Source organism: Duganella sp. Dugasp78, assembly GCF_059491455.1.
Genome location: NZ_CP168506.1, coordinates 566,752 through 579,068 on the forward strand (window position 1 = coordinate 566,752; position 12,317 = coordinate 579,068).

Here is a 12,317-nt window from a genome sequence, read left to right on the forward strand (position 1 = left end):
TTATTAACGTAAAAAATTGTCTCGTCCGTACAACATTGCTTTCAGTCTGGCGCAGAATTAGCTTAAAGTATTCCTTAAATGACACTTTTAATTTCCCATCAAATAACGAAATCAACGCAAAAAAACAACAACCGAGCGGAAGTTCGCCATTTCCTGTCCTACCGTAACGTCCTGGGAGCGTGTACACCAAAATTTTCAGCCGTCAAGCCGCAACCGGCGAAAATCAATGCAAAACCGCGACTTTCCAAAACAAAGAACATCCAATATGCCAACGCCGCTACGTTTTTAACCGTCTGCGGCGCGCAACAAAGTTCCAGTGTGGATACAAAAACGCACCAGAAGGTGGATAGAAACCGAGATCTGCTCATTTTTGTGGCAGTCGTCTTTTAACAACAAACCTGCCAATTGTTCACTTGTGAATAATTTCATTACCGCAACAATTGTCGACTTATATATCCCCGCGCGCAATAATAATCAGGCCAGGACGACACCGAACCAGTTCTATATTATTTATAAATATCCCTTCCCACTCCAATATTAAATATCTAATGGATAAACCCGCGCGGGAGAATAAGCAACGCTATTAGATGATTCCGGGACTTGCATATAACTATGCATCGCAGGCCTATGCCGGTGCGTACGCAACGTACTAAAAGAGGCAATATTGTCGGCGCCCCGCTGAACTTAATATTCCACAAACGCGGTCCTGGCATTTTATATTTACCGTATCGCGTTTTATCCGCATTTCAGGGGGCGGACGCGCGCGGCGTGGCTGCAATTGGCCGCCATTGCGGGTAAAATACGGGGTTTTACGGGCCCAAGCGGAGCACAACGCCGCCGCGCCGGCCCGACTATCATGGCGCCTAGACAGCGCCCTCTCAGGAAGCCACCCATGTTGCGATTAAACGAAGTCAAACTCCCGCTCAACCACACCGAGGCCGATCTGCCGGCCGCCATCCTGGCGCGCCTGGATATCGCCGCCGACGCCCTGCTCGGCTACACGGTATTCAAGCGCAGCTACGACGCCCGCAAGAAAACCGCGATCGTGCTGATCTACTCGCTCGACGTCGAGGTCAAGGACGAAGCCGCGCTGCTCAAGCGCCTGCACCACGACGCCCACCTGATGCCGTCGCCGGACACCTCCTATAAGTTCGTCGCCCACGGCGAACAGCTGGCCGGCCACGACCAGAATCCGCGCCCGGTGGTGATCGGCACCGGCCCCTGCGGCCTGTTCGCGGCGCTGATCCTGGCGCAGATGGGCCTGCGTCCCATCATCCTCGAACGCGGCAAGCAGGTGCGCGAGCGCACGGTCGACACCTTCGGCTTCTGGCGCAAGCGCGAGCTCAATCCCGAATCGAACGTGCAGTTCGGCGAAGGCGGCGCCGGCACCTTCTCGGACGGCAAGCTGTACAGCCAGATCAAGGACCCCAAGCACTACGGCCGCAAGGTGCTGACCGAGTTCGTCAAGGCCGGCGCGCCGGAGGAAATCATCTACGTCAGCAAGCCGCACATCGGCACCTTCCGCCTGGTGAAGATGGTCGAGCAGATGCGCGCCAACATCGAGCAGATGGGCGGCGAGTACCGCTTTGAAAACAAGGTGGTCGACATCGAGATCGAGCAAGGCCCGGACGGCGGCCAGGTGCGCGGCCTGACGCTCGAGAGCGGCGAGAAGATCGTCACCAACCACGTGGTGCTGGCGGTCGGCCACAGCGCGCGCGACACCTTTGAGATGCTGCACCAGCGCGGCGTCTACATCGAGGCCAAGCCGTTCTCGATCGGCTTCCGCGTCGAGCACCCGCAGTCGCTGATCGACGCCTGCCGCTTCGGCCCCAACGCCGGCCACCCCATCCTCGGCGCCGCCGACTACAAGCTGGTGCACCACGCCTCCAACGGCCGCGCCGTGTACAGCTTCTGCATGTGCCCGGGCGGCACGGTGGTGGCGGCCGCGTCCGAACCGGGCCGCGTGGTCACCAACGGCATGAGCCAGTATTCGCGCAACGAACGCAATGCCAACAGCGCCATCGTGGTCAGCATCTCGCCGGAAGTCGACTACCCCGGCCATCCGCTGGCCGGCATCGAGTTCCAGCGCCGCCTGGAAGAGAAGGCCTTCGAACTGGGCGGCCGCACCTACAATGCGCCCGGCCAGTTGATGGGGGACTTTGTGGCCGGCCGCGCCTCGACCGAATTCGGCAGCGTGGTGCCGTCGTACAAGCCGGGCGTGCACCTGACCGACCTGGCCACCATCCTGCCGGAGTTCGCCGTGACCGCGCTGCGCGAAGCCTTCCCGGCCTTCGACAAGCAGGTCAAGGGCTACTTCAAGCACGACGCCGTGCTGACCGGACTGGAGACGCGCACCTCGTCGCCGATCCGCATCAAGCGCCGCGACGACACCCTGCAAAGCCTGAACACCCGCGGCCTGTTCCCGGCCGGCGAAGGCGCCGGCTACGCGGGCGGCATCCTGTCGGCCGGCGTCGACGGCATCAAGGTGGCCGAGGCCGTGGCCTTGTCCATGGCCGCGGACCAGCAGCGCTAAATCCCCTCCCCCGGCCCGGCCGCCCCCCTCGTGGCGGCCGGCGCATCAGTCGTCACACATCACATCGCTGCACTCATGAACATGGTTGCATGTTTGACGAGTTCCTAGCACCAAACAGCCATAAACAACCAAATACTTTGTATTTTTGTGTAAAAAAGTCGTTATTTTTTGAAATTGCCGTGAAAAGTGTTGTTTATTTCACTGTTGTTACAGAGCGGGAATTGACCTTGGCGGACTCAAGTGGTCTGATGACTGCCTGAATAGTTTATAGATGGATTATTCATTATGAAATTTTTAATAGCAAAGTAATAAGCTGCAACCTCGCTAGGAGTTCAAAGCAATGATGATGGAAACTGTAATTTCGCGTTCACTGCGCCTGATGTTTTCGGGCAGCGCTGCACTGATCGGTGCAGGCCTGCTGGCCCAGCCAGTATTCGCACAGGACACCCCTGTCGTACAACGCGTGGAAATCACCGGTTCGTCGGTTAAGCGTGTCGACGCTGAAACCTCGCTGCCGGTACAAATCGTAACCAAGGCGGACATCGCCCGCACCGGCGCCACCAGCACCGAAGAACTGCTGCAGTCGATCTCGGCCTTCTCCTCGGCCGGCGGCACCAGCAACGCCACCGGCGCCGGCACCTCGACCGGCGGCCTGTCGTCGATCTCGCTGCGCGGCCTGGGCTCGACCCGCACCCTGGTGCTGGTCAACGGCCGCCGCCTGGCGGCGTTCGCCGGCAGCGACGGCGCCTCCGTCAACGTCAACGTGATCCCGCTGGCCGCCATCGAGCGCGTCGAAGTGCTGAAGGATGGCGCATCGGGCGTGTACGGCAGCGATGCGGTGGCCGGCGTGGTCAACTTCATCCTCTCCAAGCAGACCGACGGCGTGGAAATCACCGGCGGCTACGGCTCCCCATCGCAAAGCGGCGGCGGCCAGAACAGCAAGGCCACGATCACCGGCGGCTTCAACACCGACAAGCTGAACCTGGTTGTGTCGGGCTCCTACGAAAAAGAAAAAGCCCTGTTCGGCCGTGACCGCGACTACGCGGCCACCTCGACCAAGCTGCCTTACTACAATGGCACCGCGACCGGCCTGGGCAACATCCAGGGTTCGTTCACGCCAGGCGTCGGCACGGATGCAGGCTTCAGCTCGGGCGGTTCGGGCTACGGCAATCCGCTGGCCATCGGCGACAAGTGCGGCACCATCAAGATGGGCACGCTGCAAAACGGCGCCAAGGGCGCGCCTTACTGCTACTACGACAGCGGCCCGGACGTCGGCCTGACGCCAGATCGCGAACTGTTCAACTTCACCAGCAACCTGAGCTACCAGCTGAACGCCGACCACCAGCTGTTTGGCGACGTGCTGTACTCGCAGAGCAAAGTCACCCAGACCTACCAGGCTTCGCCGGCGCGCGCCAGCTTCTTTGAAACCGACGGCGAGTTCGCCAAGCAGGGCGTGGACGCGGCACTGCTGCTGTACCCGAGCAATCCGGTGTACCAGTCGATCGCGGCGCCTTACCTGCACAGCCAGGGCTTCGATTCGCTGATCGGCAAGCCTCTGTCGATCACCTCGCGCGTGTTCGACTTCGGCCCACGCCAGAACGTCGACACCGCCAAGCAGGCCCGCGTGGTCGTTGGCGCCAAGGGCACCGTCGGCAAGGTCGACTACGAAGTGGCGCTGAGCCACAACGAGTCCAAGCTGAACAGCGCTGTCACCACCGGCTACTTCTCGCAAGTGGCTTACGCCAAGATCATCAACGCCAGCAACTGGAATCCATGGGCGGCAGGCGGCGTGCAAACCGGCGCCCTGGCCGACCAGCTGAAAGGCGCAGCCTTCAGCGGCGACTTCCTGGCAGCCAAATCGACCAGCGACGCCTTCGACGCCAAGATCACCGGCGACTTCTGGACCATCGCCGGCATCACCCCGCAATACGCTGTGGGCGCGCAGTCGCGCAAAGAGAACTACACCACCAGCCCTAGCGCGGCTTACCAGTCGGGCGACATCTCCGGCCTGGGCGGCTCGGTCGTACCTATCGACCGCGACCGTACCGTGAACTCGGCCTTCGGCGAACTGAGCATTCCACTGATGAAGACGCTGGAAGCGAACGTGGCTGTGCGCGACGACCATTACGACGACGTCGGCAACTCGGCCAACTGGAAAGGCAATGTCCGTTGGCAGCCGATCAAGACCCTGGTGCTGCGCGCTTCGTACGGCACGGGCTTCCGCGCACCGTCGCTGGTTGACCTGTGGACGCCACAGACCCTGGGCACCTCCGAGCAGTTCAACGATCCAACGACCAAGCAAACCGGTCTGCAGGTCAATGCTCTGTCGGGCGGCAATCCCAACCTGAAGCCAGAGAAGTCGAAGCAGTACTCGTTCGGCGCCGTATGGCAGCCGGTATCGAGCGCGAGCATCGGTGTTGACTTCTTCAACATCAACATCCGCGACATCCTGGCGACGCCGTCGGCACAAGAAGTCGTGTCGCGCTTCCGCGCCGGCGACCCGGCCTACGCAGGCCTGGTGACCCTGAACGGCAAGGACATCGTCAGCATTCGCCAGACCCTGGCCAACACCGGCAACGCCAACGTGCAGGGCCTGGACCTGACGGCCAACTGGAAGGACAACTTCAGCTTCGGTAAGCTGGAAGCCAACCTGAACGGTACCTACATGGATACCTTCGACCAGACCAGCCCAGGCGGCGACGTCTCGCACAAAGTCGGCACCATCGTCGATGGCGACGGTAACCCGGTGATCGGCGCGCAAAACGGCGGCGTGATCCTGCGCTGGAAGCACCAGCTGGCCGGCACCTGGACCAAGGGTCCATGGTCGACCACCCTGGTACAGAACTACCGCAGCGGCTACCAGGTTGGCCACGACCTGAACGACAACAAAGTGTTCATCTCGTCGGAAGCCACCTACGATGCCAACGTCACCTTCCGCGGCATCAAGAACCTGACCCTGGCGCTGGGCGTGAAGAACCTGTTCGACAAGCAGCCTGACCCGATTGGTACCGCAGTCACCAATCAGTTCCAGTCCGGCTACGACATCAACCAGTACGATCCACGTGGCCGCTTCGTCTACGTGACCGCTGGCTACAAGTTCAAGTAATCGGCAAGACGTAAAACAGAAGCCCGCGCAGCTCAGGCCGCGCGGGCTTTTTTTTACGTCTGAGAGGCGAACCCCGAACCGAGGCGGGGTCTGACCCCGTACGGGGTCCGACCCCTGCGGCTGCGGTGCGGGTTAAAGCCATCCGGCCTTCTTGAAGCGCCGGTGCAGATACAGGCACACCCCCACCATCACCGACAGCGCGAACGGATAACCATACTTCCATTCCAGCTCCGGCATGACCTTGAAATTCATCCCCCACACGCCGGCAAACGCAGTGCAGATCGCGAAGATCGCCGCCCACGCCGCCAGCCGCTTGTTCACTTCGCTCTCCTCGATCGCCACCATCGACAGGTTGACCTGGATCGCCGTGCCGATGGTGTCGCGGATGGTATCGAGCGAGGCGCTGATGCGGTGCAGATGGTCATGCACATCGCGGAAGTATTCCTGCGTGTCCTGGCACATGGCCGGCACGCGGCCGCCATGCAGCCGGCCCACCGCCTCCATCAGCGGCGACACCACGTGGCGCACGATGGTCACCTTGCGCTTGAGCTCGTACAGCCGCTGGATATTGTCGCGCTGCTTGCCCTGGCTGAAGATCAGCTCCTCGATTTTTTCCAGCTCCGTCTCCAGCATATCGAGCACCGGGAAGTAGCGGTCCACCACCGCGTCCATCAGCGCGTACAGCACGAAGGCCGGGCCCAGGCGCAGCATATGCGGCTCCTTCTCCGCGCGCGCGCGCACGCCGAGGAAGCCCTGCTGGCTATGGCCATCGCGCGAGGACAGCACGTAGTTGTCGCCGACGAAAATATCCACCTCGCCGACCGCCACATCGCCGTCGCGGCACTCGATGGTCTTGACCACCACGAACAGCGAATCGCCATACTCCTCGATCTTGGGCCGCTGGTGGCCGCGCCGCGCATCCTCCACCGCCAGCTCGTGCAGGCCGAACTCCTGCTGCATGATCGCCAGCTCGTCCGGCTGGGCGTCGCGCAGCGCGACCCAGACAAACGTTTCCGGCTTCTCGATATACTCGCTGATCTCCTCGACCGGAATGTCGGACAGCTTCTGGCCATCCTGATAGGCCACACAATTAATCAGCATACTGTTTCCATAAAAAAAAAGCTCCTGGCTTCATCAGCCAAGAGCTTACCTCAAACCGGCGCGCCGGAGCCGGGATCAATCGTCCTTGGCGCCGTCGATGCCGAGTTCGGCGATCTTGCGGGTGATGGTGTTGCGGCCTATGCCCAGGCGCACCGCCGCGTCGTTCTTGCGGCCATGCGTGTGCTTGAGCGCGGTGCGTATCAGCGCCGACTCGAACTGCCGGCCCAGCACCGCCATCACCTCCTGCTGCCCGCCGCTGAGCATGCTGGCGGCCTGCGCCTCCAGCAATCCCAGCCATGCATCCGGCGAACCGCCCGAGGCCGGGGCCGAGGCCGATCCGTGCGCGCTGCCGCCGCTGTCCGCCAGCGGCATCGCCATCACCGTGCCGTGGTGCTGGATCGGCGCATAGCTCTCCACCGGCGCCGGCGCGTGGCCCTGCTCCTGGGTCAGCTCCAGCGGCAAGTCCTTCACTTCCACCGTCTGGCCCGGCGCCATCACCGTGATCCAGTTGCACAGGTTTTCCAGCTGGCGCACATTGCCCGGCAAGTCCAGCCCGCTGAGGAAGTTCAAGGTGGCGTCGCTCATGCGCTTGGCTTCCACGCCCAGCTGCTTGGCGCTCTGCACCAGGAAGTGGCGCACCAAAATAGGGATGTCCTCGCGCCGCTCCCTCAAACTGGGCAGGCGCAGGCGGATCACGTTGAGGCGGTGATACAAGTCCTCGCGGAACAAGCCCTCGCGCACGCGCTGCTCGAGGTTCTGGTGGGTCGCGGTGATCACGCGCACATTGGCCTTGAGCGGCTGGTGGCCGCCGACGCGGTAGAAGTGGCCGTCCGACAGCACGCGCAGCAAGCGCGTCTGCAGGTCGAACGGCATGTCGCCGATTTCATCGAGGAACAGCGTGCCGTTCTCGGCCTGCTCGAAGCGGCCGCGGCGCGTGGTCTGCGCGCCGGTGAAGGCGCCGCGCTCGTGGCCGAACAGTTCGGACTCCAGCAAGTCTTTCGGAATGGCGGCGGTGTTGAGCGCGATGAAGGGCTGCGCCGCGCGCGGGCTGTGCTTGTGCAGCGCGCGCGCCACCAGCTCCTTGCCCGACCCCGATTCGCCGGTGATCAGCACCGTCACGTTCGATTGCGACAGGCGGCCGATGGCGCGGAACACTTCCTGCATCGCCGGCGCCTGGCCGAGGATTTCCGGCGTCTCCGACGGACCGGACTCGACGCTGGTCTCGCGCAGGCTCTCGTCCAGCGCGCGGCGGATCAGCTCGACGGCCTTGTCGATGTCGAACGGCTTGGCCAGGTATTCAAAGGCGCCGCCCTGGAAGGCCGCGACGGCGGAGTCCAGGTCGGAGAAGGCGGTGATGATGATGACCGGCAGGCCGGGGAAGCGCGACTTCACCAGCTGCAGCAGGTCGAGGCCGGAGTCGCCCGGCATGCGGATGTCGGACACCAGCACCTGCGGCGTCTCGAACTCCAGCGCGGCGATGGCGTCGCGCGCGTTGGCAAAACTCTTGGTGGCCAGGTTCTCCCGGGCCAGCGCTTTTTCCAGTACCCAGCGGATCGATTCGTCGTCGTCTACTATCCAGATTGGCTTCATGTGTTGTATGTATCCCGCAATATGGATCGTCAATCAAGGGACCCGGCATCCGCCCCCTGCTGGCCAGGGCTTATGGCAGCGGCAGCAGGATGCGGAAGTCCGTATATCCAGGCCGGCTCTCGCACTCGATCACGCCCATGTGCTGCTGCACAAAGGTCTGCGCTAGGGTCAGCCCCAAGCCGCTGCCGCCTTCCCTGCCCGATACCAAGGGGTAGAAAATCCGGTCGCGGATCTGGGGTGCGATGCCCGGTCCATTGTCGATGATATGCAAGTCTAATGCCAGCCCGTAACGGACCTTGGCCAGCGTGACCTGGCGAGCCACGCGGGTCTTGAAAACGATCTCCGCGTCGCCGCCGTCGATGCGGCCGGCCAGCGCCTGGGCGGCGTTGTGCGCGATGTTGAGCACGGTCTGGATCAGCTGCTCCTTGTCGCCGCGGAACTCGGGGATGGAGGCGTCGTAATCGCGCAAGATCGTCAGGCCGGACGGGAACTCGGCCAGCATCAGGCTGCGCACGCGCTCCAGCACCTCGTGGATGTTGACGTCGCCGACAATGTGCGGCCGGCGGTGCGGCGCCAGCAAACGGTCGACCAGCGTCTGCAGCCGGTCCGCCTCCTTGATGATGACCTGGGTGTACTCGCGCAGCTGGCCGGCGTGCAGCGCCGGCAGCTCCATCTCCAGCAACTGCGCGGCGCCGCGGATGCCGCCCAGCGGGTTCTTGATCTCGTGCGCCAGGTTGCGGATCAGCTCCTTGTTGACCTGGCTCTGGTCGAGGATGCGCTCCTCGCGGTCCAGCTTGAGGTGCTGCAGGTGCTCGCGCAGCTCGATCAGGATGTGGCCGGCCGGCTCGTCCAGTGCGGAGACGATGCTGTGCACGTGCAGCGGATCGCGTCCGGCCCGCTCCAGCGTCAGGTCCTGGCGCAGGTCGGAGAACTTGTGCTCGCGCGCCTGCGTGCAGATATTGTCGAGCTCGCTTGGATTGAGGAATTGCGCGCTCAGCGTCTGGCGCGATAAGGCTTTGAGCGAACTCTCCAGCAGATTCTCGGCGGCCGCGTTGGCGTAGACGAAGCGGCCCTCGGGGTCCAGCAGCACCACGGCCGAAGCCAGCAGTTCCAGCCCCGCCAGTGCCGGCGGGCGGTGCTTGCCGGCGGTATGCAATGCCTGGCTCATAATAAACTCATCATCGGATGTTTGCGATCTCACGTTTCAAGGCTTCGATATTCTTCTCCGAGCGGCTGATGTTGTCGCGCATGGTGGCCACCCGCTCCAGGTACTTGGCGTAGTTGCGCTCGTCGCCGCGCCGTTCCGGCTCGCCGTTGTTGAACTCCTTGCGCTGCTCCGCCAGTTTCTGCATCTCGTTTTTCAGCTCGTCTTCCAGGATGCCGCGGCGGTCGGCGTCGCGAGCGCGCTGTTCGGCGTTGTCGACGCGCGGAAAGTCGCCCGGCGTGCTGACCGGCGCCGGCACACTGCCGCTGCGCGCAGGCGTGCCCTGGCGGCGCGGCGGCGCCGGAATCACGGTGCCCGGCAAATCCATCGACTTGCAGTAGCTGCTGCGGTTGATGTCGGTGTACTCGATGCTGCCGTTGGGCGCCACGCACTTGTAGATCTGCGCCTGCGCCGCGCCGCAGCCCAGCAACGCCATCAACATGCATCGTTTAAAGCTAGTTGTCATTCGAAATCCGTGGGTGAAACTATCCATCCCGAATATACAACATCCAAAGAAAAACGCGGGGAAAGCTCTGCTCGCCCCGCGTTTTTTGCCTTCACTACAAGCACCGGCGCTGCCGATGCGTTGCAATTACAGCGAGTAGTACATGTCGAACTCGGCAGGGTGAGTCGTCATGCGCATGCGCTGGACGTCCTGCATTTTCAGTTCGATGTAAGCGTCGATCATGGAATCGCTGAACACGCCGCCACGGGTCAGGAACTCGCGGTCTTTGTTCAGGTTGTCCAGTGCCTCTTCCAGCGACGAGCACACGGTTGGGATCAGTGCGTCTTCTTCCGGCGGCAGGTGGTACAGATCTTTCGATGCTGCCTCGCCCGGATGGATCTTGTTGGCGATACCGTCCAGACCAGCCATCAGCAGCGCTGCGAAGCACAGGTAGACGTTGGCCAGTGGATCCGGGAAGCGGGTTTCGATACGGCGGCCCTTAGGATTGGCCACGTGCGGAATACGGATCGAAGCCGAACGGTTCTTGGCCGAGTACGCCAGTTTCACTGGAGCTTCAAAGCCTGGAACCAGACGCTTGTACGAGTTGGTGCCTGGGTTGGTGATCGCGTTCAGTGCCTTGGCGTGCTTGATGATGCCGCCGATGTAGTACAGCGCGGTGTCGGACAGGCCGGCATAGCCGTCGCCGGCGAACAGGTTGACGCCGTCTTTCCAGATCGACTGGTGCACGTGCATGCCGGAACCGTTGTCGCCAACGATAGGCTTAGGCATGAAGGTGGCGGTCTTGCCATAGCTGTGGGCCACGTTCCAGACCACGTATTTCAGGTTCTGGGTCCAGTCGGCGCGCTCGACCAGGGTCGAGAACTTGGTGCCGATTTCGTTCTGGCCGGCGCCGGCCACTTCGTGGTGGTGCACTTCGACCGGGATGCCCAGCGATTCCAGGATCAGGCACATTTCCGAACGCATGTCCTGGAAGCTGTCGACTGGTGGCACTGGGAAGTAGCCGCCCTTGACGGTAGGACGGTGGCCGGTGTTGCCGCCTTCCAGCTTCTCGCCGGTGGTCCACGAGGCTTCTTCGGAATCGATCTTGACGAAGCAACCCGACATGTCGATCTTCCAGCGCACGCTGTCGAAGATGAAGAACTCTGGCTCAGGGCCGAAGTAGGCGGTGTCGCCCATGCCGGACGATTTCAGGTAGGCTTCAGCGCGCTTGGCGATGGAGCGTGGATCGCGGTCGTAGCCCTTGCCGTCGGCCGGTTCGATGACGTCGCACTGCATGAACAGCGTGGTCTCTTCCATGAACGGGTCGATGTTCGCGGTGTTTGGATCTGGCAGCAGAATCATGTCCGAAGCTTCGATGCCTTTCCAGCCGGCGATCGAGGAACCGTCAAAGGCGTGGCCCGATTCGAACTTGTCGATGTCGAAGTGCGACACAGGCACGGTGACGTGCTGTTCTTTACCACGGGTGTCGGCGAAACGGAAATCAACGAATTTGACTTCGTTTTCCTGGACCATTTTCAGAACTTCTGCGGCTGTCATTGCCATGCGTATCTCCTAAAGGAATGTGGGACTCGTGCGCTCATGGTGAGCAGTATTCGTGCCAGCTTCAAACTCAACAGCTTATGTCGATAGCGTCTTTGAACTTGCTGGGAAAATGAATCCAAAATTCACCAGCGCGTCAAAGTGCCACTATTTGAGGCAGCTCAACACCGCACCAACTGAGTGCGTATTCGAGATATTGCACCGTATTTGTGCATTTTGGGGATTATTCCGAAAAATGCACTGCTTCGGTGCGTCTGCGTGTGGTGCACGCGCAGGAAGCCTATAATAAACTCAAACTTATTTCTGGAACATGACATGAGCAAAATAGACGAGATTCTTGCGCTGGCCCGTAGCCGCAGCAAAGACTGGCCCTATGCCGGCGCCGTGACGCCTCAGGAAGCCTATGAACTGATCAGCGCCGACAACGCGGTCAAGCTGGTCGACGTGCGCACCCATGCCGAGCGCGACTGGGTAGGCCGGGTGGCGATACCGGAAGCCCAACATGGTGCAGTGCAATGGAATTTGTATCCGGGCGGGATCGCCAACCATGAATTCATCGAGCAGCTGAACTCGGTGGCGCGCAAGGACCAGGTGATTTTGTTCCTGTGCCGCTCCGGCGTGCGCTCGCGTGGTGCGGCCAAGCTGGCGACCGAGCACGGCTACCAGCACTGCTACGACATCCTCGAAGGCTTCGAGGGCGACAAGGATGAAAAAGGCCACCGCAAGAACATCAATGGCTGGTGCAAGGCCGAGCTGCCCTGGACCGGCGCCTGAGGCA

The 12,317-nt window shown here is 61.8% G+C and carries 9 protein-coding genes; 4 read left to right on the top strand and 5 right to left on the bottom strand.

The features are described from left to right. Nucleotides 1-78 precede the first annotated feature (78 nt). The 3 genes from ACEN9O_RS02415 to ACEN9O_RS02425 all read left to right on the top strand — a co-directional run bounded on the left by ACEN9O_RS02415 (nucleotide 79) and on the right by ACEN9O_RS02425 (nucleotide 5,639). The gene (locus ACEN9O_RS02415) at nucleotides 79-390 is read left to right on the top strand and encodes a hypothetical protein (protein WP_495616066.1); all 312 of its coding nucleotides are present in this window, start codon (nucleotides 79-81) and stop codon (nucleotides 388-390) included. Between the two features lie 502 nt (nucleotides 391-892). Continuing rightward, nucleotides 893-2,533 carry an NAD(P)/FAD-dependent oxidoreductase gene (locus ACEN9O_RS02420; RefSeq protein ID WP_495616067.1) on the top strand — a complete coding sequence of 547 codons (1,641 nt, stop codon included), beginning with the start codon at nucleotides 893-895 and terminating at the stop codon, nucleotides 2,531-2,533. Between the two features lie 340 nt (nucleotides 2,534-2,873). Continuing rightward, entirely contained in the window at nucleotides 2,874-5,639 is a 2,766-nt protein-coding gene (locus tag ACEN9O_RS02425; protein ID WP_495616068.1) for a TonB-dependent receptor, read from the top strand. Between the two features lie 132 nt (nucleotides 5,640-5,771). Here ACEN9O_RS02425 and corA read toward each other — a convergent pair whose 3' ends face one another. The 5 genes from corA to glnA all read right to left on the bottom strand — a co-directional run bounded on the left by corA (nucleotide 5,772) and on the right by glnA (nucleotide 11,542). After that, complete coding sequence (gene corA / locus ACEN9O_RS02430; RefSeq protein ID WP_495616069.1) at nucleotides 5,772-6,740, bottom strand: magnesium/cobalt transporter CorA; 969 nt, start codon at nucleotides 6,738-6,740, stop codon at nucleotides 5,772-5,774. Nucleotides 6,741-6,815: 75 nt separating this feature from the next. Then, nucleotides 6,816-8,330 (bottom strand): nitrogen regulation protein NR(I), encoded by a 1,515-nt coding sequence (gene ntrC, locus ACEN9O_RS02435; protein WP_495616070.1) that lies wholly within the window; start codon nucleotides 8,328-8,330, stop codon nucleotides 6,816-6,818. Nucleotides 8,331-8,400: 70 nt separating this feature from the next. After that, the gene (gene glnL / locus ACEN9O_RS02440) at nucleotides 8,401-9,498 is read right to left on the bottom strand and encodes a nitrogen regulation protein NR(II) (RefSeq protein ID WP_495616071.1); all 1,098 of its coding nucleotides are present in this window, start codon (nucleotides 9,496-9,498) and stop codon (nucleotides 8,401-8,403) included. A gap of 10 nt (nucleotides 9,499-9,508) precedes the next feature. Beyond that, entirely contained in the window at nucleotides 9,509-10,000 is a 492-nt protein-coding gene (locus tag ACEN9O_RS02445; RefSeq protein ID WP_495616072.1) for a DUF4124 domain-containing protein, read from the bottom strand. A 126-nt stretch (nucleotides 10,001-10,126) separates the two neighbouring features. Continuing rightward, nucleotides 10,127-11,542 (bottom strand): type I glutamate--ammonia ligase, encoded by a 1,416-nt coding sequence (glnA, locus tag ACEN9O_RS02450; protein ID WP_008445691.1) that lies wholly within the window; start codon nucleotides 11,540-11,542, stop codon nucleotides 10,127-10,129. Nucleotides 11,543-11,854: 312 nt separating this feature from the next. Between glnA and ACEN9O_RS02455 the strand changes: the two genes are divergently transcribed. After that, nucleotides 11,855-12,313: a rhodanese-like domain-containing protein gene (locus ACEN9O_RS02455; RefSeq protein WP_495616073.1), complete on the top strand. Its 459-nt coding sequence runs from the start codon at nucleotides 11,855-11,857 to the stop codon at nucleotides 12,311-12,313. Nucleotides 12,314-12,317: the final 4 nt, after the last annotated feature.

Coding starts and splice junctions, on each gene's coding strand:
- ACEN9O_RS02415 (WP_495616066.1), top strand. CDS start 79: ATGACACTTTTAATTTCCCATCAAATAACGAAATCAACGCAAAAAAAC.
- ACEN9O_RS02420 (WP_495616067.1), top strand. CDS start 893: ATGTTGCGATTAAACGAAGTCAAACTCCCGCTCAACCACACCGAGGCC.
- ACEN9O_RS02425 (WP_495616068.1), top strand. CDS start 2,874: ATGATGATGGAAACTGTAATTTCGCGTTCACTGCGCCTGATGTTTTCG.
- corA (WP_495616069.1), bottom strand. CDS start 6,740: ATGCTGATTAATTGTGTGGCCTATCAGGATGGCCAGAAGCTGTCCGAC.
- ntrC (WP_495616070.1), bottom strand. CDS start 8,330: ATGAAGCCAATCTGGATAGTAGACGACGACGAATCGATCCGCTGGGTA.
- glnL (WP_495616071.1), bottom strand. CDS start 9,498: ATGAGCCAGGCATTGCATACCGCCGGCAAGCACCGCCCGCCGGCACTG.
- ACEN9O_RS02445 (WP_495616072.1), bottom strand. CDS start 10,000: ATGACAACTAGCTTTAAACGATGCATGTTGATGGCGTTGCTGGGCTGC.
- glnA (WP_008445691.1), bottom strand. CDS start 11,542: ATGGCAATGACAGCCGCAGAAGTTCTGAAAATGGTCCAGGAAAACGAA.
- ACEN9O_RS02455 (WP_495616073.1), top strand. CDS start 11,855: ATGAGCAAAATAGACGAGATTCTTGCGCTGGCCCGTAGCCGCAGCAAA.